At 71.0% G+C, this 19,966-nt stretch carries 17 protein-coding genes; 4 read left to right on the forward strand and 13 right to left on the reverse strand.

Annotation, left to right across the window (positions count from 1 at the left end):
• Positions 1-73: 73 nt before the first annotated feature.
• Genes RKD05_RS02560 through RKD05_RS02575 form a run of 4 tightly spaced genes read right to left on the reverse strand, consistent with a single transcriptional unit; the run spans position 74 to position 4,134 of the window.
• Positions 74-1,153: an ABC transporter permease gene (locus RKD05_RS02560; RefSeq protein WP_424707848.1), complete on the reverse strand. Its 1,080-nt coding sequence runs from the start codon at positions 1,151-1,153 to the stop codon at positions 74-76.
• The gene (locus RKD05_RS02565; RefSeq protein WP_424707849.1) at positions 1,150-2,115 is read right to left on the reverse strand and encodes an ABC transporter ATP-binding protein; all 966 of its coding nucleotides are present in this window, start codon (positions 2,113-2,115) and stop codon (positions 1,150-1,152) included. The genes RKD05_RS02560 and RKD05_RS02565 overlap by 4 nt, the downstream gene beginning before the upstream one ends.
• 53 nt (positions 2,116-2,168) lie before the next feature.
• Positions 2,169-3,098: an NAD(P)/FAD-dependent oxidoreductase gene (locus RKD05_RS02570; RefSeq protein WP_424707850.1), complete on the reverse strand. Its 930-nt coding sequence runs from the start codon at positions 3,096-3,098 to the stop codon at positions 2,169-2,171.
• A 46-nt stretch (positions 3,099-3,144) separates the two neighbouring features.
• On the reverse strand, positions 3,145-4,134 hold the full coding sequence (locus RKD05_RS02575; RefSeq protein WP_424707851.1) for a glycerophosphodiester phosphodiesterase family protein: 990 nt from the start codon (positions 4,132-4,134) through the stop codon (positions 3,145-3,147).
• Between the two features lie 134 nt (positions 4,135-4,268).
• On the opposite strand from RKD05_RS02575, the gene RKD05_RS02580 reads away from it, so the two are divergent.
• Together RKD05_RS02580 and ligD are read left to right on the forward strand one after the other, a co-directional pair.
• Complete coding sequence (locus tag RKD05_RS02580) at positions 4,269-5,156, forward strand: Bax inhibitor-1/YccA family protein (RefSeq protein ID WP_424707852.1); 888 nt, start codon at positions 4,269-4,271, stop codon at positions 5,154-5,156.
• Between the two features lie 369 nt (positions 5,157-5,525).
• A complete protein-coding gene (gene ligD, locus RKD05_RS02585) occupies positions 5,526-6,749 on the forward strand; it encodes a non-homologous end-joining DNA ligase (protein ID WP_424707853.1) in 1,224 nt (407 codons plus the stop codon).
• A gap of 118 nt (positions 6,750-6,867) precedes the next feature.
• Here the strand turns inward: ligD and RKD05_RS02590 are convergent, their stop codons facing one another.
• The 7 genes from RKD05_RS02590 to RKD05_RS02620 form a co-directional block, all read right to left on the reverse strand.
• A complete protein-coding gene (locus RKD05_RS02590; RefSeq protein ID WP_424707854.1) occupies positions 6,868-8,220 on the reverse strand; it encodes a glycosyltransferase in 1,353 nt (450 codons plus the stop codon).
• 55 nt (positions 8,221-8,275) lie between these two features.
• Positions 8,276-9,490 (reverse strand): MFS transporter, encoded by a 1,215-nt coding sequence (locus RKD05_RS02595; protein WP_424707855.1) that lies wholly within the window; start codon positions 9,488-9,490, stop codon positions 8,276-8,278.
• Between the two features lie 276 nt (positions 9,491-9,766).
• Entirely contained in the window at positions 9,767-11,347 is a 1,581-nt protein-coding gene (gene guaA, locus RKD05_RS02600; protein ID WP_424707856.1) for a glutamine-hydrolyzing GMP synthase, read from the reverse strand.
• Positions 11,344-11,865, reverse strand: a complete 522-nt coding sequence (locus tag RKD05_RS02605) for a DUF3817 domain-containing protein (protein ID WP_424707857.1) — start codon at positions 11,863-11,865, stop codon at positions 11,344-11,346. The genes guaA and RKD05_RS02605 overlap by 4 nt, the downstream gene beginning before the upstream one ends.
• A gap of 10 nt (positions 11,866-11,875) precedes the next feature.
• Complete coding sequence (locus RKD05_RS02610) at positions 11,876-12,745, reverse strand: SURF1 family protein (protein WP_424707858.1); 870 nt, start codon at positions 12,743-12,745, stop codon at positions 11,876-11,878.
• A gap of 12 nt (positions 12,746-12,757) precedes the next feature.
• Positions 12,758-13,873 (reverse strand): GuaB3 family IMP dehydrogenase-related protein, encoded by a 1,116-nt coding sequence (locus RKD05_RS02615; RefSeq protein WP_063256488.1) that lies wholly within the window; start codon positions 13,871-13,873, stop codon positions 12,758-12,760.
• Positions 13,874-13,931: 58 nt separating this feature from the next.
• Complete coding sequence (locus RKD05_RS02620) at positions 13,932-14,546, reverse strand: TetR/AcrR family transcriptional regulator (protein WP_424707859.1); 615 nt, start codon at positions 14,544-14,546, stop codon at positions 13,932-13,934.
• A gap of 72 nt (positions 14,547-14,618) precedes the next feature.
• Here RKD05_RS02620 and RKD05_RS02625 point away from each other — a divergent pair, with 72 nt between their 5' ends.
• Positions 14,619-16,049, forward strand: a complete 1,431-nt coding sequence (locus tag RKD05_RS02625) for an MFS transporter (RefSeq protein ID WP_424707860.1) — start codon at positions 14,619-14,621, stop codon at positions 16,047-16,049.
• A 9-nt stretch (positions 16,050-16,058) separates the two neighbouring features.
• Here RKD05_RS02625 and RKD05_RS02630 read toward each other — a convergent pair whose 3' ends face one another.
• Positions 16,059-16,754, reverse strand: coding sequence for a TMEM175 family protein (locus RKD05_RS02630; RefSeq protein ID WP_424707861.1), 696 nt, complete (start codon positions 16,752-16,754; stop codon positions 16,059-16,061).
• Between the two features lie 74 nt (positions 16,755-16,828).
• On the reverse strand, positions 16,829-18,331 hold the full coding sequence (guaB, locus tag RKD05_RS02635; RefSeq protein WP_424707862.1) for an IMP dehydrogenase: 1,503 nt from the start codon (positions 18,329-18,331) through the stop codon (positions 16,829-16,831).
• 300 nt (positions 18,332-18,631) lie between these two features.
• Between guaB and RKD05_RS02640 the strand changes: the two genes are divergently transcribed.
• Entirely contained in the window at positions 18,632-19,963 is a 1,332-nt protein-coding gene (locus RKD05_RS02640) for a branched-chain amino acid ABC transporter permease (protein ID WP_424707863.1), read from the forward strand.
• Positions 19,964-19,966 lie beyond the last annotated feature (3 nt).

A 19,966-nucleotide genomic window follows, 5' to 3' on the forward strand; every position in this document is an offset into this window, starting at 1 on the left:
CGTCGCCGTGGCGCTCGACGCCCGGCTGCGCTGAGCCTCAGACGATCCGCGTCTCTTCCGAGGCCCCGCGAGCTCAGGCGATCCGCGTCCCGGGCGGCAGCCGCCGCGCCGGCGTCCGCGTGCGGGCGATGCCCCACGCGAGCAGACCGGCGCTCAGCAGCAGTTGCAGGAACAGCCCGACGAACCAGCTCGGCACCGTTCCCGCGATCCTGTCCTCCATCGAGCGATCCTGAAGCGTCACGCCGGCGCAGGAGTCATAGGACGGTGCCGGGTCGGGGGGAATCTGCGCGAGCCGCACGCCCGAAGCGATCTGCGAGAACAGGTCCGACGGATTCCCGTACTTGTCATACGTCGGCGGCGTCGCGTCGGCGAGGATGACGAACGGGTTCGCGGCCAGCACACCCCAGACGCGGTCGAACCGCGGCACCTCGCTCGTGTACGACGAGGTCGTGCACCCGATCTCGTCGAGCCGCGGGCACTCGGTCGCGTCGTTCTCGAGATACGGGTCGCACCCGACCGGGACCGCGTTCCAGTCCACGTCCCGCGTCGTCACCGTCTGCTCCGACCGCAACGCCGACCCGCCGAGACCGAAGGCGATCACCGTCCCGAGCGTCAGCGCCGCCACGATCAGGTACGTCGTCGCGACCGAGAAGACGGGACGCGCCACGATCGCACTCACCCCGACCCCGATCGCCGCCACGACGCCGACTTCGAGGACCAGGATGCCGAGCGACGAGGCGATGACCGCGGGATTGAGCTCACCCGCGAACGTCGCGACCACGAGGAAGGGCAGCGCGACCACGAGGAACGCGAGCCCCGAGATCCATGCCGCCAGGAACTTCCCGAGCACGATCTCGGCCGTCGTCACCAGTGTCACCTGCACGGGCGCGAGGGTCGCGGCATCCCGATCGCCGTTGACGGCGCTGCCGCTCAGCGTCGGCGACACCAACAGCACGAGCAGCAGCACGAACATGATGACGAGCGAGTAGAACCAGCCGTTGCCACCCTGGTTCAGCGAGAAAGACGAGAACGACAGCGTGAGGAGCGCGAGAAGGATCACCGCGAAGATCCCGAGCAGCACGTACCAGCCCACCGACCGCACGCGCTGACGCAGGTCGATGCCGATCACCGTGCCGAGGCGGCGGGCGTTCATTCGGGGCTCCCCTCGGTCGCGGCGTTCCCTCGCAGGTCGAGGAACGCGTGTTCGAGGTCTCCCACCGCGGGGGCGTACTCGACGATCGGGAGGCCGGCTCCCACGAGGGCCCGGAGGCCCGCGACGGCGGCTCCTTCGTCGGCGAACGGCACGAGGAGGTCGCGTCGATCGACGCCCACGTCGTCCGGTGCGCGTCCGAGCGCGGCGGCGACGGCATGGCGGTCGATGGCCGTTCCCCGGGAGGCATCGACCGCCACCCGCACCCGCCAGACCCGGACGCGGGTCGTCGCGGCGGCCACGCGGTCACGGCCGACCGTGCGACCGTCGAGCAGGAAGACGGCGTCGTCGACGACCTCCTCGAGTTCCGAAAGGACGTGGCTGGAGATGAGGATCGTGCGGCCCTCGTCGGCGAGGCGCCGCAGCAGCACGCGCAGGTCGATGCGCGCCTGGGGGTCGAGGCCCGACGCGGGTTCGTCGAGCAGCAGCACGCGCGGCTCGTGCACGAGAGCGCGCGCGAGCGCCAACCGCTGCTTCTGCCCGCGCGACAGCACCCGCGCGGCCGAGCCGGCGAGCGGCACGAGATCGACGAGTTCGAGCAACAGGTCGGCGCGCGCCCGCGCCTCGGCGCGGGAGAGGTCGTAGAGCTGCGCCGTCGCGACCAGCACCTCGCGCGCGGTCAGCGTCGGCCACGCGCCCAGGGAATCCGGCATCCATCCGAGAAGTCGCCGTGCACCCGCCGGATCGGCGACGGGGTCGACCCCGCCGATCCGGATCTCGCCCGCGTCGGGTCGCAGCAGCGACGCCAGCATCAGCAGCAGCGTCGTCTTGCCCGATCCGTTCGGCCCGACGAGGCCAGTGACCCGGCCCGGTTCGGCCGTGAACGTCACGTCCGCCACCGCCGTCACGGCGCCGAACGCCCTCTTGACCTGCACTGCTTCGATGCCCGCGCCCCCTGCGTCCATTCCCCCACCCTATGTGCGGCCTCCGACACGGCCCGGGGTTTGGGGGCGACCGTTCAGGATGCCGCGAGCGCGCGGCCGAGGGCATCGCCCGACGCCCACGCGGTGCGGACGGCGGGCGACTCGCCCCACGCGTCCCCGCACAGCGACAGCCCTGGCGAGCGGAAGAACGGCTCACCGGTCACGTGAACCGGGCGCGCGAACGTCCAGCGGTGCGCGTGCGTCGAGACAGGTTCGGCGTCGATCCCCAGCAGTCGCCGCGTGGCCGCCGCGACCGGCGCGATCACGGCGGCCGCGTCGTCGAGGAACCCCCGCGCGGCATCACCGGCGGTGTGCACGACGAGCACCGGCGCACCATCGCCGCGGCGATCCCCGTCGTCCGCGATGAACGACACGTGCGGGTCACCGTTCACGAACGCGCCGTGCAGATCGGCAGGCCACCGCCGCTCCTCCCAGCGCAGCACCACCGCGATGACCGGCTCCCAGTCCTGCGGAGCGAGCGGGATGCCATGCCCCAGACGCCGCGCCTGCGGCTCCGGCATCGCGAGCACGACCTCACCGGCATCCTTCCCGTCGACCCGGTGAGGACCGACGTGCTCGACCTCCCGGCCGGACTCGAGGTCGATGCCGTCGGCCAGATCGAGGACGAGCGAGCGCGACCCGGCCGGCGCCGCCCACCGCATCGGTCCGCTCTTACGCGTCTCGGTTCCGTCGGCGTCGAACGCGGAGAACGTGTCGGTCCAGGGCCGCGCGATGCCCCGCGCCTCCCAGTCCGCGACGACCCGCGCGAACCGCTCGTCGTCGCCGACGACGAAGTACGACGCCCCGATGTCGACCGCGCGCCCGTCGATCGTGCGGCTCGCCAGGCGCCCGCCCGGTCGGCGCCCGCGGTCGATCACGCGCGCCGTCCCCCCGGCATCCCGCACCGCCCGCGCACACGCGAAGCCCGAGATGCCTCCGCCGACCACCGTCACGTCCACCGTCATTCCGCCATCCTCGCCGCAGCCTCCGACACCGGGCCGGGGCTTGCGCCTACGCGCCGAAGAACGCCACGCCCAGGTCGGGGTAATCCACGAACACGCCGTCGAGGGCGGCATCCCGAATCACCGCCCACTCCCGCTCGTACGCGCCGAACTCGGCCGGCCCGCCCGCGCCCTGGAACGCCGGGAGCAGGAACGCGTTCTCCGGCCGACAGGTCCACGTGAACACCCGCAGTCCGCGCCCGTGCGCGTCCGCGACGAACGGCGCCGGACCCCGTGCCGCCCCGCCCGCGTCGGGAGCGAGGATCAGCCGCTTGTCCGGGCTGATCCCGTGGACCTCCCGCGCCAGCGCGTCGAGCCCCGCGGGTGTGAGCATCGACGCGTACGACGCGGCATCCGCACCGTCCCGTTCGCGCAGATCCCACGGAGCCCCCTCGGCCTCGATCAACTGCACGAGGGGAACCGGGATGCCACGCTCCCGCAGCCTCTGCAGCACGAGAGGTTCGAACGACTCGATGACCAGCCCCGGGTCGTCCCACCAGGCGGCATCCCGCAGCTCTCGCTCGACGAGCGCGGCCATGTCGAACCCGGAACGGGCGAAGAACGCCGCGTGCTTGATCTCGAGCACCACACCGACGCCGCCGGCGCGGGCGAGGTCGAGCACGTCGCGGAGGCTGAGCACCGGATGCTCGTCGTCGTGCGCCGCACTGCCCGGTCGCAGCGCCGGGATCCGCTCGCGGCAGCGGAGGGTGCGCAGCTCCGACCAGGTGAAGTCCTCGGTGAACCATCCGTCCAGGAGCTCGCCGTCGACGAGGGCTTCCCGGCGACGATCGGCGAACTCCGGTCGAATCGACACGTCGGTCGTGGAGCCGATCTCGTTCTCGTGCCGCACGACCAGAACACCGTCCCTCGAGGGCACGACATCGGGCTCGATGGCATCCACGCCCGCGGCGATCGCGCGCTCGTGTGAGGAGCGGGAATGCTCGGGAAGATACCCCGGCGCACCGCGGTGACCGATGATCAGGGGGCGCTCGACAGGCACGCGCCCAGGGTATCCGGCAAGCGCTCCGCTCAAAGCAGAATCCCAGTCGGCACAAGGATTCTCCCGGCCTGCTCGGCTAGTGTTGGTCTACAGCACGGTGCTGTGATCACCAGCAATTTGGAGTGTGAGTCCCTGTGGCCCTCAACAACCCGGCATTCAACAACCCGGCGTTCCAGGACCCTCGTGGCGGAGCCCAGACCCGTTACAGCCCCCCGCCCGCCGAGTCGATGACCGCAGCCGCTGCGGCCGCCGAGACGGCGAACATCGAGGGCATGTACGCGGCCCCGTCCGCGGGCGCGGTGCAGACCGACCGCATGACGGTCGAAGACACCGTCTTCAAGACCCTCGGCCTCTTCGCCGTCCTCGTCGTGACCGCCGTCGTCGGCTGGATCTGGACGATGAGCTCGGTCACCGTCGCCAACCCCAGCCCCAACGTCGCCCCGATGCTCATCGGTGGCCTCGTCGGCTTCGTGCTCGCGATGGTCGCGACGTTCAAGAAGAAGCCCTCGGTTCCCGTCTTCATCGCCTACGCGGCGTTCGAGGGTCTGTTCATCGGTGGCATCTCGGCGTTCTTCGAGTTCATCTACCCGGGCATCGTCGTCCAGGCCACCCTCGCGACGCTGTCGGTCGTGGGCGTGACGCTCGCGCTGTTCGCCAGCGGCAAGATCCGCGCCTCGGCCCGCGCCACCAAGATCTTCCTGATCGCGATGGTCGGCTACCTGGTGTTCAGCCTCATCAACGTCGGCCTGATGCTCTTCAACGTGCCGCTCGCCGGTGGAGCCTTCGGCCTGCTCAGCGACGTGAAGCTCTTCGGCATCCCGCTCGGTGTCATCGTCGGCGTCTTCGTGGTCATCATGGCCGCGTACTCGCTGGTGCTCGACTTCGACCAGATCCAGCGCGGCGTCCGCAACGGCGCCCCGCGCGTCTACGGCTGGGTCGGCGCCTTCGGCATCATGGTCACCGTCGTGTGGCTGTACGTCGAGATCCTGCGCCTCCTCGCGATCTTGCGCGGCAACAACTGACGCACCGCCTCACACGGAGGGCCGTCCCATTTCGGGGCGGCCCTCCGTCGTTCCGTGGGTAGGGCAGCCCGAGGCTCCTGCCAGCCGGTTCGGTGTCCAAGACACGCGGACGCACCGCCGCGGCATCCGCGTGTCTTGGACACTGAAGCGCTCCCCGGCCCCACCCTGTCCCGCCCCGCGCCGCCGTTCGGTGTCCAAGAAGTGGGAACCGCACGGCGCGAGATCCCAGCCCACGTTTCGGTGTCCAAGACACGCGGACACATGGCCATGGCATCCGCGTGTCTTGGACACTCAACGCCGGGACGATCGCCACGCCCGCGCGCGCGCAAGGGAGCCCCCCCTTGGATGCCACGGGACTACCCTCGCGGCATGAGCCCCGCGAAGACGCCCCCGACGGTCCTCGACGTCGACGGTCACGAGGTCCGCGTCACGAGCCCCGACCGCGTCGTGTTCCCCGAGCCCGGCCTCACGAAGCTCGACCTCGTGCGCTACTACCTCTCCGTCGCCGACGGCGCGCTGCGCGGCGCGGGCGGGCGCCCCATGGTGCTCAAGCGCTTCGCGAAGGGTCTGGGCCAGGAGCCGTTCTTCCAGAAGCGCGTGCCCGAGAACCACCCCGACTTCATCGACACCGCCACCCTGCACTACGCCTCGGGCACGTCGGCCGAGGAGACGGTCCTGCGCGATGCGGCGGGACTCGCGTGGATCGTGAATCTCGGATGCCTCGACCTCAACCCGCATCCGGTGCGCGCCGAAGACCTCGACCATCCCGACGAGTTGCGCATCGACCTCGACCCCATGCCCGGCGTGGACTGGACGCAGATCGTCGACGTCGCGTTCACGGCGCGGGACGTGCTCGCCGACCACGGGCTGGTCGGCTGGCCCAAGACCTCGGGGTCGCGAGGACTGCACATCCTCGTGCGGATCCGGCCGGAGTGGGAGTACCCCGACGTGCGCCGGGCCGCGGAAACCCTCGCCCGCGAGGTCGAGAACCGTGCGCCCGGCCTCGCGACCGCGCGCTGGTGGAAGGAGGAGCGCGGCGAAAGCGTGTTCGTCGACTTCAACCAGAACGCGAAGGACCGGACCGTGGCATCCGCGTACTCCATCCGTCCACTGCCGGACGCACGGGTCTCGACGCCGCTGACCTGGGACGAGGTGCGCGAGCGCCGTCCCGAGGAGTTCACCGTACTCACGGTGCCGGAACGCTTCGCCGCGATCGGCGACCCGCACGCGGGCATCGACACCGCCGCCGGTTCGCTCGAGGGCCTGCTCACGCTCGCCGAGCAGATGGGACCGGCGGAGAAGCCGCCGCGCGGATCCGACGGCTCGGGCCGCCGCGCCTCGACGATGCCCCTCATCGAGGTCGCGCGCACGAAGACGAAGCCCGAGGCCCTCGACGCCCTGGAGGAGTGGAAGCGTCGGTATCCCGAGGCGACGGCGGCTCTGCATCCCGCCGACGTGCTCGTCGACGGCATGCGCGGATCGAGCTCGCTCTGGTACCGCGTGCGGGTGAACCTGCAGCACGTTCCGGATGCCACCCGCCCGCCGCAGGAGCCGTTGATCGCCGACTACGACCCCTGGGCCGGCCGCGGCTGACGTGCCTCGTCCCGACCCCCGGTTCAGTGTCCAAGACACGCGGAGCGCGCTCGCGACTGTCCGCGTGTCTTGGACACTGAACGGGAAGAGCACGGGGTCGCGGCCCCTACCTGCCGCGCTACCGCCGCGTCGGGCGCGCCAGCGCCTCGGCGGCCGCGGCGGCGAGCGTCTCCATCGCCCGCGCGGGGGCCAGCGCTACCGCGGCCGCGTGCGCCTCGGCGGCGAGCCGCTGCCGCAAGGCCGCGTCACGCAGCACCCGCACCAGGGCTTCGGCGAGCGCGGACTCGTCGCCGTCGGGCACCAGGATGCCACCCCCCTCGGCGAGCATGTCGCGCGGGCCGTACCGGATGTCGTAGGCCACGACGGGAACGCCGTGCGCGAGAGCCTCGGCGAGCGCGAGTCCCTGCCCTTCGAAGGCCGAGGTCGTGAGGTACACCGACGCCGCATCGAGCACCGCGCCCGGATCCAGGGTCAGCCCCGGCAGCGACACCGCGTCGCCGATCCCGAGCTCGGCGACGAGCGTCTCGAGCGCCTCGCGTCCGGGGCCCGCTCCCCACAGCTCCAGCCGGGCATCGGGCACCTCCTCGACCACCCGTGCGAAGGCCCGGATCGCGTGGTCCAGCCGCTTCCCCGGCGCCAGCCGCCCGAGCACCACGACGGGTCCGTCCGCTGCGTACGTGACCGCGTCGGGCATCGGGATGCCGTGCGGCGCGACGACGTCGACCCGGTCGTCACCGAAGCGCGCCCGGACGTCGTCGTGCTGCCAGGGCGTCGGCCAGAGCACGGCGTCGAAGCGCGGCGCCACCGCGAGCCACCGCTCCCACAGCGCGTTGATGGGCGCGTCGGCCGTGAACGGAGGCTCGAGGTGGATGGTGTGGACGGTGTGCAGGATCCGCACGTCGCGGTCGTCCCAGTCGACGAGGAGTTCACCGAGCTGCCGCGACTCGCAGATCAGCACGACCGGACGGTCGACCTCGGCGCGGAGCCCCGCGACGACGTGCGCGAGCCACGCGCGGTACAGCGCCCCGAAGCCGTCGATCACGCCGAGGGCGTCGCCCGCCGCGTCCCGCACGACGATCGGTGCCGTCGCGAGGTGCCAGTGCGGGTCGATGACGTTCGGCAGGTCCACGGTTCCCGCCGCGACGCTCCGGTACTCCAGCGTCGGGTCCGCCTCGCCCGCCCGCGCGGCCGCCCGCAGCCACTCCGCGGCCCCGCCGTCGGGTCCGACCGCCTCGTCGAAGAGGTTCCGGAACACCTCGGATGCCCGTGCCGCCCCGCGCCGAACGAACTCCGCGCGATGCTCGGCGTGCGCCTCCGCCGCGCCCGGGTCGACGGTGAGGAGCAACGCCGGGGCACCGGCATCCGCCATCTGACGCGCCCGCGCGAGAGTCGAGATCGTGTACCCGCCGTCGAGGTCGGGGATGAGCCGACTCGAGAGGATCAGGTACCACGCGTCGGGGAAGCCCGTCATGAACGGACCTCGGCGGCAGCGAAACTCATGCCCCCATCCTCCCCCACGCCGTCGTTCAGGACGAGCGGAGGGATGCCACCCGCGGCCGGGCCGACAGCAGAGCCTCGCCGATCACGCCGAGCACGAGGATCGCCACGCAGCTCACCGCCATCACCGCGAACCCGAGCACCGGGCCCGCGGCATCCAGGCCCACTCCCGCGAGAGTCGACCCGAGCGGGATGCCGGCTCCCACGCCCAGCGACGGGTACGCCAGGAGTTCCGTGACACGGTCGCGATCCGCCCGCGACTCGACGAGGGCGAAGCCCGCGACGAGCACAGGTCCGATGAGCGCGCCGACCACTGCGGCGACCACCAGGGCGACGAGGCTGTCGGCGACGAACGGCAGCGCGAGCCCCGCGACGGCGAGCAGCACGCTGCTGCCGAGCCAGCGGGCGCGCAGCGAGGCGCGGTGCCGCAGCGCTCCGTAGACGAGCGCACCCGCGGTGTTCCCGAGGGCGAGGGATGCCATCATCAGGCCGGCCAGCCATGGCGACCCGAACCGGTCGGCCCAGGCGATGCTCGTGACGTCGAACGACCCGAACATTCCGCCCACCCCGATCCACGCGACCGTCACCGGCAGGATGCCGAGCGGGGGCAGGAGGCGCGGACGCGGGCCGGTGATTTCGACGCGGGGCGGTTGCGACCCGCGCAGCAGGCCGAGCCAGAGGAGCCCGACCGCGCCCACGACCACGATGACGGCGATCCCGACCTGCGGGGCGGCCGCCGCGGCGATCAGCGTGAGGACGGGCGGGGCGATGACGAAGACGCTCTCGTCGGCGATCGATTCGACGGCGTAGGCGCTGTGCCGCCGCTCGGGCGGGACGAGGGCGCTCCACCGCGCGCGGACGGCCGGGCCGACGTCGACCGACACGGCGCCCGCGACCACGGCCAGCACGAACCACGTCGCCACGGGCATTCCGGCGAGCACCGCGGCCACGAGCACGGCGATCGCGAGCGTCAGCGTGAGCGCGGCGACCAGCAGCACGGGCCGCTGTCCGCGGCGGTCCATGAGCCGCGACCACAGCGGTCCCGCGAAGGCCATGCCCACGACGAACGCGGCGCCGACGCCGCCGGCGAGCGCGAAGCTCCCGGTGGCGGTCTGGACGAGGAGGACGATGCCGAGATTGAGCGTTCCGCGCGGGAAGCGCGCGACCCATCCGGCGAGTGTGAACCACGGGGCTCCGGGGGCGCGCATCACGTCGCGGTAGCCGGAGAAGTCGATACGGGTCACTCGAGACCTGTGCCGTTCTGGCCGACGAACCCGGGACATTCCCGAGGGCTGATCGTCGACGCCGCCAGCCTACCCGCCCACCCCTCGCCGCTCACGCTGCCGCCGGGCGCACCGCAGGTGCGCCCCCATACCTTCAGCGGACCGACAGAGCGCCGACACCGACGGACGACGAAGGGGCATCGTCCTCGGGTCGATCGGGGTAGGGGCCCTGTTCTCGATCCGAGGACGATGCCCCGTAGTCGGCCGACGATGTCGGCGCGGGAGCAGGCGGAACGCCTACTCCCATTCGATCGTCCCCGGCGGCTTCGACGTCACGTCGAGCACCACGCGGTTCACTTCGCGCACTTCGTTGGTGATGCGGTTGGAGATTCTCGACAGCACGTCGTACGGCAGGCGCGTCCAGTCGGCGGTCATCGCGTCTTCGCTGGAGACGGGACGCAGCACGATCGGGTGACCGTAGGTGCGGCCGTCGCCCTGCACGCCCACCGAGCGCACGTCGGCGAGCAGCACGACGGGGCACTGCCAGATCTCGGCATCCAGGCCGGCCTTCGTCAGTTCCGCGCGGGCGATGGCGTCGGCCTCACGCAGGATCTCGAGGCGGTCAGCGGTGACCTCGCCCACGATGCGGATGCCAAGACCGGGCCCCGGAAAGGGCTGGCGGCCGACGATCGCTTCGGGGAGGCCGAGTTCGCGGCCGATCGCGCGGACCTCGTCCTTGAAGAGTGTGCGCAGGGGCTCGACGAGTTCGAACTGGAGGTCTTCGGGCAGTCCGCCGACGTTGTGGTGCGACTTGATGTTCGCGGTTCCCGCGCCGCCGCCGGATTCGACGACGTCGGGGTACAGCGTGCCCTGGACGAGGAAGCGAATGGGCTCGCCGTCGGCCTTGGCCTCGGCGACGAGGTCGGCCTGCACCTTCTCGAACGCGCGGATGAACTCGCGGCCGATGATCTTGCGCTTCTCTTCCGGGTCGCTGACACCGGCGAGGGCGTTCAGGAACGTCTCGCGCGCGTCGACCGTGATGAGCCGCACACCCGTGGAGGCGACGTAGTCGTTCTCGACCTGCTCGCGCTCGCCCTTGCGGAGGAGCCCGTGGTCGACGAACACCGCGACGAGCTGGTCGCCGACGGCCTCGTGCACGAGCGCCGTGGAGACGGCGGAGTCGACGCCACCCGACAGCGCGGACAGGACGCGGCCGGTGCCGACCTGCTCGCGGATGCGGGCGACCTGCTCGGCGATGACGTTGCCGCTGTTCCAGTCGGCGGGGAGGCCGGCGGCGCCGTGCAGGAAGTTCTCGATCACGCGCTGGCCGTGGTCGGTGTGCTTGACCTCGGGATGCCACTGCACCCCGTACATGCGACGGGCGTCGTTCGCGAACGCGGCGACGGGCGTATGCGCGGTGCGTGCGAGCACCTCGAAGCCCTCGGGCGCGCGCGACACCTGGTCGCCGTGGCTCATCCACACGTTCTGTTCGACGGGCTGGCCCTCGAGCAGGGTGCCTTCGGTGACGACCGTGGCATCCGTCGCGCCGTATTCGCGCAGGCCCGTGTTCGCGACCTCGCCGCCGAGGGCCTGGGCCATCACCTGGAAGCCGTAGCAGATGCCGAGCGTCGGGACGCCGAGGTCGAAGACACCCTCGTCGAGGCGCGGCGCGCCCTCTTCGTACACCGACGACGGGCCGCCGGAGAGGATGATGCCCACCGGGTTCTTGGCAGCGATCTCGTCAGCAGTCGCGGTGTGCGGGACGATCTCGCTGTACACGCCGGCCTCGCGCACGCGGCGCGCGATCAGCTGGGCGTACTGGGCGCCGAAGTCGACGACGAGGACGGGACGCTGCGACGTTTCGGTCTGTTCGGTCACCGGGGTCCTTCCGGGGCGGGGACGGGAGCGGATGCCTCGGCGGCTTCGCGCTCGGCGAGGTAGGTGCGCACGCTGCGGGCGGTGCGCACCTCGAGAATGAAGGAGAGGAAGGGCACGACGCCGCCGAGCGCGAGGAAGATGAAGCGGCGGAACGGCCAGCGCATGAGGCTCCACACGCGGAAGCACGAGAACAGGTACACGACGTAGAACCAGCCGTGGATCACCAGGATCGCGAGCGACAGGTTGAGGCCGTCACCGGTGGACACGATCTCGCATCCGCTGCCGCCGGGCACGAACAGCGAGAACCACTGGCATCCGGGACCGGGGATGGCATCCGCGAACCACAGGAATCCCCCGGATCCGCCCAGGAACAGCTCCTTGTGGATGGGCGTGTACTTCACGATCATCTCGGAGACCAGCAGCAGCAGGCCGATACCGGTGATGATCGAGCAGATCTGGTAGAACTTCAGGGCTCCGCGGATCGCCGGGAAGGTGGCGAGTTTCGGGGCGCGGGGCATGGATGCCAGTCTAGTCGCGGGATTCCGCGGAACCCGCCGCGAGCGCCTCGGACTGTTCGTCCTCGAGATCTTCCACTTCCTTCTCCCAGGCGTCGCGCGCGAGGCGGTACCAGAGGTACAGCGCGAAGCCCGCGAAGATCGCCCATTCGACGGCGTAGAAGATGTTGAGCCAGTTGACCCCGGACCGCTCGTCGGGCGCCGGCGAGTCGATCGCGTCGAGCGGCCCGATGGCGGTCTGCGAGGCGAGGTACGGCCGGTACACCGCCACCCCGTCGATGTCGTGCCAGCGGCCGAGGAGGGCGGCGGGCGACATGCGGGTCATCGTCTCCGGGTCGACGCCGGCCGGCGGGCGGGACGGCCCCTCGTCGGCGATCACGCGCCCCGTCACGTCGACGCTCGCCCCGGGGTTCGCGGCGACCTGCGCGTCGAGTTCCTGCACGGCGTTCCGCGCCGCAGCCGCATCCTTCGTCCAGCCGAGGGCGACGGCGATGGACGTCGGCGTCGCCGTGCCGTCGAGACGCAGCTGACCCGTGACCCAGTACCCCTCCACGTCGTCGTTGTAGCGCGACGCGACGACCAGGAAATCGGACGCGATCCAGTGACCGGTCGCCTCGACGCGCTGACCCACGAGAGGGTCCGTCAGGTACTGGCCCGGCTGCACGACTTCGGCGAGCGGCTGGACGATCTCGGTCTGCCCGGGCTCGACGGGCGCCGTGTCGATGGCGCGCCCCAGCTGCCACTGCCCGAGCCACGCGAGCGCTCCCGCCACCACGAGCGAGAACGCCAGCAGCGCGAGCCACCGCGGGCGCAGCATGACCTCGCGCAGGGTCGGCGGGAAGACCTGCCGGGGCTCCTGCTCGATCGCGGTGGGAGAGGTCACGCGGTCACCGGGTCAGTGTCCGTACGGCGCCACGACGACCTCGACGCGCTGGAACTCCTTGAGGTCGGAGTACCCGGTCGTGGCCATCGACTTCTTCAGCGCACCGATGAGGTTGGCGGTGCCGTCGGCCACGGGGGCCGGGCCGTAGAGGATCTGCTCGAGCGGGCCGACGCGGTCCACGGCCACGCGGTGGCCGCGGGGCAGCTTGGCGTGGTGCGCCTCGGGGCCCCAGTGGAAGCCGCGGCCCGGGGCGTCGGTGGCACGGGCGAGCGCGACGCCGAGCATGACGGCGTCCGCGCCCATGGCGAGAGCCTTCACGATGTCGCCCGACGTGCCCACGCCGCCGTCGGCGATGACGTGCACGTAGCGTCCGCCGGACTCGTCGAGGTAGTCGCGGCGCGCGCCGGCGACGTCGGCCACCGCGGTGGCCATCGGCGCGTGCAGCCCGAGGGTGACGCGGGTCGTCGACGCAGCGCCACCGCCGAAGCCGACGAGGACACCGGCCGCGCCCGTGCGCATGAGGTGGAGCGCCGCGGTGTACGTTGCGGCACCGCCGACGATCACGGGGACGTCGAGGTCGTAGATGAACTTCTTGAGGTTCAGCGGCTGGGCGACGCTGGAGACGTGCTCGGCCGAGACGGTCGTCCCGCGGATGACGAACAGGTCGACGCCCGCGGCGACCACGGTCTCGTACAGGTCGTGCGTGCGCTGGGGGGTGAGGGCTCCGGCGACGGTGACACCGGCGGCGCGCACCTCCGCGAGGCGGTCGCGCACGAGCTCGGGCTTGATCGGCTCGGAGTACAGCTGCTGCATGCGCCGCGTGGCCTCGGAGTCGGGCAGACCCGCGATCTCGGCGAGCAGCGGCTCGGGGTCGTCGTAACGCGTCCACAGACCCTCGAGGTCGAGGACGCCGAGACCGCCGAGGCGGCCCAGTTCGATCGCCGTGCGGGGGCTCACGACCGAGTCCATCGGCGCACCCAGCACCGGAATCTCGAACGGGAACGCGTCGATGGTCCACGCCGTCGACACGTCTTCCGGGTTACGCGTGCGGCGCGACGGAACGACGGCGATGTCGTCGAAGGTGTAGGCGCGGCGGGCACGCTTCGCGCGTCCGAGGTCGATCTCCATGGTCACTCCCCCAGCCTACCCGCCCGGATTTTCCCGGTCCGCGTCCTCACCGGGTTCCTCACCACGGTTCATCCGCGCGCGGGGCCATCGACAGAACCCGCACCTTGTCGGTCGGGAAGCACGCGTCGAACAGCTCGTGGACGCGCGGATCCGAGTCGTAGTCGTCGGCTAGGCGCAGCCCGAACAACGAGTTGATCATCATGCCCTGCGCGAGGAACGCCTGGGCGCTCGCGACGTCGAACCCGGCCTCGCGCAGGAACTCCCACACCCGCGCGAAGCCGTCGCGTGCGCGCGGCCCGATGACCGGGTGCGCGCCGAGCAGGAACGCGTGCGACAGCGTCTGGTGCAGGCCGCGCACCTGCAACAACTCGATGTAGGCATGGCCGACGCGCGGCGCCAGTTCGTCGGGGGCCGCGCCGGCCGCGGCCTCGCCGAACGCCTGGAGCAGTCGACTCAGCGCGTCGTCGAGCGCCGCGACGAACAGGTTCTCCTTCGTCCCGAACAGGCGGACCACGTAGGGCTGCGAGACCCCCGCCGCGCGCGCCACGTCGTCCGTCGTCGTGCCCACGTACCCCTTCGCCCCGAAGACGGCGAGCGCGGCGGCGAGGATCTGCTCGCGACGCTCCTCCGAACTCATACGGCGAGCGGTCGCGGGCTCTGTCGGTGACGGCATGTTGACAGGTTATCAGCGGATTACTACAGTGCTCTCAGATTTGTTATCAGTCGATTACAACAAGGAGCCCTCGTGAACCCGTCACCCCGCTCGCGCCCCTTCGCCTGGGTCGTGATCGCCGCCTCACTGCCGATGTTCATGGCCACCCTCGACAACCTCGTCATGACGAACGCCCTCCCCGCTCTGCACCGCGAGCTGGGCGCGAGCATCGAGGAGCTGCAGTGGTTCGTGAACGCCTACACCCTCACCTTCGCGAGCCTGATCCTCGTGGCATCCGCCCTAGGCGACCGTTTCGGACGACGGACGGCTTTCGTCGTCGGGATCGTCGCGTTCGGCATCGGCTCCGTGCTGGCGGCGCTCAGCGTCGATCCCGCCCAGCTCATCGCCGCCCGGGCGGTCCAGGGCCTCGGGGCCGCCGGTGTCATGCCGCTCTCGCTGGCCCTGATCAGCGGCGCGGTCGCGCCCGCGCGTCGGCCGCTGGCCATCGGCATCTGGGGAGGGATCTCGGGTCTCGGCGTCGCCGTCGGCCCGCTGGTCGGCGGCGCCGTGATGGAAGGCTGGAACTGGCAGGCGATCTTCTGGCTCAACGTCCCCGTCGCGGTCGTCGCGATCCCGCTCGCCCTCTGGGCCCTGCCCAACACGTTCGGCGACCGGGCGCGCATCGACGTCGTGGGGGCGCTGCTCGCCGGCGGAGGGGTGCTGGCGCTCGTGCACGCCATCGTCCGGGGGAACGACGACGGATGGGGCTCGGCATCCGTCGTCACGGAGCTCGTGCTCGGCTCGCTGCTCGTGATCGCATTCCTGGGGTGGCAGTTGCGGACCCGGTCGCCGCTCGTCCCGCTGCGGCTCTTCCGCGATCGATCGTTCTCGGTCACGAACGTCGTCGGATTCGCCTTCAGCTTCGGCACCTTCGGCGCAGTGTTCCTCCTCATCCAGTTCCTGCAGGTGGTCCAGGGGTCGAGCCCGTTCGAAGCGGCGCTGCAGACCACTCCGTGGACGCTCGCCCCCATGGTCGTCGCTCCCCTCGCGGGGATCTTCGCGCCGCGGGTCGGCACGCGTCCGCTGATGATCGCGGGGCTCCTGCTGCAGGCCATCGCCCTCGGCTGGATCGCCCTCACGATGTCGGCCGACGTCGAGTACGCGACGCTGGTTCCCCCGTTCGTGTTCGCGGGTGTCGGCATGGGCCTCGTGTTCGCCCCGTCCGCGACCGCCCTGCTCGCGACGCTCGATGTCGTCGACCACGCGAAGGCGTCGGGCGTGAACTCGACGGTGCGCGAGATCGGGCTGGCCCTGGGAACCGCGGTGATGACGGCGATCTTCGTCGGCGCCGGCGGCCAGCTGGTCCCGGATCTCTACGTGGATGCCGCCCGCCCCGCGATCTTCGTCGGCTCGGCCGTGCTGCTGGTCGCCGCGGGCCTCGCCCTCCTCCTGCCCGCCGGCCGGTCACCGCGCCCCGCCGTCGAGGCGGAGGCGGTGCCGGCGGAACCCTCCCTGGCCCACTGAACCCGTCGCTCAGCCCTCTCGCGGGTCCGCCCCGTCCGACGCCCCGGGTCCCCCCAGGGGCGTCGCGCGCGCAGCGACGGGATCGGTCGGCGCGTCCGCCCCTCGGAGCAGCCGCGTCAACGGCCCGTCGAGGAAGAACAGCAGAAAACCCGCCGAACCCACCAGGGGGCTCACGGCGACCGCGAGCCCGCTGATGATGACGGCGCTGAGGGCCGCGCGTCCCAGGCGTCTCGCGTCGTCGCGCGAGAGGTCAGGGATCGCACCCGATCGGAGGGCCCAGGTCCACTGGAGCCAGCCCACGAGGATCGCCAGGAAGAAGTTCACCGGCAGCAGGACGCGCCCGAGCAGGTAGGCGGAGTAGTCGGTGTCCAGCGAGGTCGTGAAGGGAACGAGGACGACCAGCAGGAGGCGCAGGTTGTTGATCCACATGCCGGCGTTGTCGATCCGGACGATCCACTCGAACTGTCGCACGTGCGTCATCCACATGATGCAGAGCACCAGGAAGCTGATCACGAACGAGAAGACCGGATGCAGCATGTCGCGCAGGGCGCGGGCGAGATCGGCATCCGATCCCACCTCGCCGAGCGACTGCGACGTGAGGTCCAGGACGAGCAGCGTCGCCGCGATCGCGAAGACGCCATCCGTGTACGCCTCGGTGCGTCGAGCCGAGACCGTGACCGAGGGATGCCGCTCGCGTCGGATCATGCGCACAGCGTAGCCGCGCACCCGGGAACGCCGAAGGGCCGGGCGATCGCTCGCCCGGCCCTTCGAAATCAGGATTACTTCTTGTAGTTCGGCGCCTCGACGACGATCTGCACGTCGTGCGGGTGCGACTCCTTCAGGCCCGCCGAGGTGATGCGGACGAACTTGCCCTTGGCCTTCAGCTCCTCGACCGTGCGCGCGCCGACGTAGAACATCGACTGACGCAGGCCGCCGATGAGCTGGTAGGCCACCGCGGACACGGGCCCGCGGTAGGGGACCTGGCCCTCGATGCCCTCGGGGATGAGCTTGTCGTCGCTCGGGACGTCGGCCTGGAAGTAGCGGTCCTTCGAGTACGAGGTCTTCTTGCCGCGGGTCTGCAGAGCGCCGAGCGAACCCATGCCGCGATACTGCTTGAACTGCTTACCGCCCTGGAAGACGATCTCGCCCGGCGACTCGTCGGTGCCGGCGAGGAGCGAACCGAGCATCACGGTGTCGGCACCGGCGACCAGCGCCTTGGCGATGTCGCCCGAGTACTGGAGACCGCCGTCGGCGATCACCGGGACACCGGCCGGGATGGCGGCCAGCGACGCCTCGTAGATCGCGGTGATCTGCGGCACGCCGACACCGGCGACGACGCGGGTCGTGCAGATCGAGCCCGGACCCACGCCGACCTTCACGGCATCCACGCCCGCGTCGATGAGCGCCTGCGCGCCCTCGCGGGTCGCGACGTTGCCGCCGATCACGTCGACGTGATCGAAGGTCGGATCGGCCTTGAGGCGGCGCACGATGTCGATGACGCCCGCGGACTGACCGTTGGCCGTGTCGACGACGAGGACGTCGACGCCCGCGTCGCGGAGCGCCTCGGCACGCTGCCACGCATCGCCGAAGAAGCCGATCGCGGCGCCGACGCGCAGACGGCCCTGCTCGTCCTTGGTGGCGAGCGGGTACTTCTCGCTCTTGTCGAAGTCCTTGATGGTGATGAGCCCCGCGAGCTTGCCGTCCTCGTCCACGAGGGGCAGCTTCTCGACGCGGTGCTTGGCGAAGGTCGCGATGACGTCGTTCGCGTGGATGCCGACCGGCCCGGTGATGAGACCCTCGCTCGTCATCACGTCCTTGACCTTGGTCGTCTGGCGCTCGAAGCCCGACACGAAGCGCATGTCGCGGTTGGTGATGATGCCCACGAGGACGCCGTCCTCGTCGATGACCGGCAGACCCGAGATGCGGTACTGCGCGCACATCGCGTCGACCTCGGCCACCGTGGCATCCGGAGTCGTGGTGATGGGGTTCGACACCATGCCGGACTCGCTGCGCTTGACCTGGTCGACGATCGCGGCCTGGTCCTCGATCGAGAGGTTGCGGTGCACGATGCCGATCCCGCCCTGGCGGGCGATCGCGATCGCCATGCGGGCCTCGGTCACGGTGTCCATCGCCGACGAGAGCAGCGGGGTGGCGACGGTGATCCGGCGGGTGAGTCGCGACGACGTGTCGGCCTCGCTGGGGATGACGTCGGTGTGCCCGGGCAGAAGGAGGACGTCGTCGTACGTCAATCCGACGAAACCGAAGGGGTCGTGCTGCTCCATGGATCCTCCTGCGCGCGCGGCGCCTGCTCGAAAGGGGACGACGTCGGCCGGTGCGCGCGAAGCGCTCCGCCTGGAATTCTAAGCGCCGAGAGGGGCCGGATCATTCCCGAGAATGCGTTTCGACAGAAGGATCGCCACGATGCCGTTCGGTAACGGCGACGAGCCGAAACACGAACGACACATTACGCTCGTAGCGTCGACCGTCGAAGCTGACGAGAACGACATCGTCAGCGCTGCCGAACTGGAGACTCCGTGGGTCATTCCTCTCCCACCGCGACACGATCGCGGACCCTACCTCGCATGGCCTTGATCTGGGCGTTCTGCGCCGCAGCGCTCGCCATGCTGTTGGGCGCCACTCTGTCGGCCGGTCCGGCGTTCGCCGCGACCACTGCGCCGGTGACCACCCAGACCGAAGTCTGCACGCCGAGCCCGACCACGGGATGCCTCAACGGCACCCTGGCGGCCGCCGGCGGCGGCGTCACTGTGACAGCGACCGGTCCGGGCGGAACCGCCTCGGCCACGACCGACGACAGCGGCAAGTGGTCCATCGGCTTCAGCGAGCCGGGCGACTACTCGGTCTCCGTCGACCCCGAGACGCTCCCCGACGGCGTCACCCTGCGCTCCACCGACCCCTCGGTGCGCACGCTCAACCTCGGCTCTCAGACCGCTGTCCTCATCGGTCTGAACGGCAGCGCGGGCGGCAGCGGCGACGCGGCCGCCGGCACCGACACGGCCAGCGCCGGCGGCTTCGACTGGGGTCGTCTCGCCCAGCAGGCCGCTTCCGGCCTCCGTCTCGGCCTTCTGCTCGCCCTCGCCGCGGTCGGCCTCTCGCTCATCTACGGCACGACCGGGATCTCCAACTTCGCGCACGGCGAGCTCGTCACCCTCGGCGGCCTCCTCGCGTACCTGTTCGCGAACGTCCTGGGCCTCAACATCTTCGTCGCGGGCATCATCGTCGTCGCCATCTGCGCGGCGTTCGGCTACTTCCAGGACGTCGGGATCTGGAGACCCCTGCGCAAGCGACGGCTCAGCCTCACGCAGCTGATGATCGTCACGATCGGCATGTCGCTCGCCCTGCAGTACACCTTCCAGTTCTTCATCGGCGCCTCCACGGTCCGCATCATCACGGCCAACCCCGTGCCGGTGCGCCTGGGCCCGGTGAGCCTGAGCGTGGACTCGCTCGTGTCGATGGGTATCTCGGTCGTCGTCCTCATCGGCGTGGGCCTGTTCCTGCTGAAGACCCGCGTCGGCCGCGCCACCCGCGCCGTGAGCGACAACCCGGCCCTCGCTGCCGCCTCGGGCATCAACGTCGACGGCGTCGTCCGGCTCATCTGGACCACCGCCGCAGCCCTCGCCGGCCTCTCCGGCATCCTGCTCGGCCTGGTCCTGAACGGCGTCAACTGGATGACGGGCATGCAGCTGCTGCTGCTCCTCTTCTCGGCCGTCACGCTCGGTGGCCTCGGCACCGCGTTCGGCGCGCTCTTCGGTGCGCTCATCATCGGCATGACGGTGGAACTCACGAACATCTGGCTGCCGGGCGACTTCAAGTACGCCACGGCACTCGTCCTTCTCATCCTGCTGCTGCTGGTGAGACCGCAGGGACTCTTCGGACGCAAGGAACGGGTGGGCTGACCC

Source organism: Microbacterium sp. SLBN-111 (genome assembly GCF_049739645.1).
Classification (GTDB): Bacteria; Actinomycetota; Actinomycetes; order Actinomycetales; family Microbacteriaceae; genus Microbacterium.

Excerpts from the sequence above, each read along its gene's own strand:
- ligD (WP_424707853.1), top strand. The coding sequence starts at position 5,526 with ATGAGCCCCGCGAAGACGCCCCCGACGGTCCTCGACGTCGACGGTCAC.
- RKD05_RS02560 (WP_424707848.1), bottom strand. The coding sequence starts at position 1,153 with ATGAACGCCCGCCGCCTCGGCACGGTGATCGGCATCGACCTGCGTCAG.
- RKD05_RS02620 (WP_424707859.1), bottom strand. The coding sequence starts at position 14,546 with ATGCCGTCACCGACAGAGCCCGCGACCGCTCGCCGTATGAGTTCGGAG.
- RKD05_RS02615 (WP_063256488.1), bottom strand. The coding sequence starts at position 13,873 with ATGGAGATCGACCTCGGACGCGCGAAGCGTGCCCGCCGCGCCTACACC.
- RKD05_RS02565 (WP_424707849.1), bottom strand. The coding sequence starts at position 2,115 with ATGGACGCAGGGGGCGCGGGCATCGAAGCAGTGCAGGTCAAGAGGGCG.
- guaB (WP_424707862.1), bottom strand. The coding sequence starts at position 18,331 with ATGGAGCAGCACGACCCCTTCGGTTTCGTCGGATTGACGTACGACGAC.
- RKD05_RS02605 (WP_424707857.1), bottom strand. The coding sequence starts at position 11,865 with ATGCCCCGCGCCCCGAAACTCGCCACCTTCCCGGCGATCCGCGGAGCC.
- RKD05_RS02640 (WP_424707863.1), top strand. The coding sequence starts at position 18,632 with ATGGCCTTGATCTGGGCGTTCTGCGCCGCAGCGCTCGCCATGCTGTTG.
- RKD05_RS02630 (WP_424707861.1), bottom strand. The coding sequence starts at position 16,754 with ATGATCCGACGCGAGCGGCATCCCTCGGTCACGGTCTCGGCTCGACGC.
- RKD05_RS02590 (WP_424707854.1), bottom strand. The coding sequence starts at position 8,220 with ATGACGGGCTTCCCCGACGCGTGGTACCTGATCCTCTCGAGTCGGCTC.
- RKD05_RS02570 (WP_424707850.1), bottom strand. The coding sequence starts at position 3,098 with ATGACGGTGGACGTGACGGTGGTCGGCGGAGGCATCTCGGGCTTCGCG.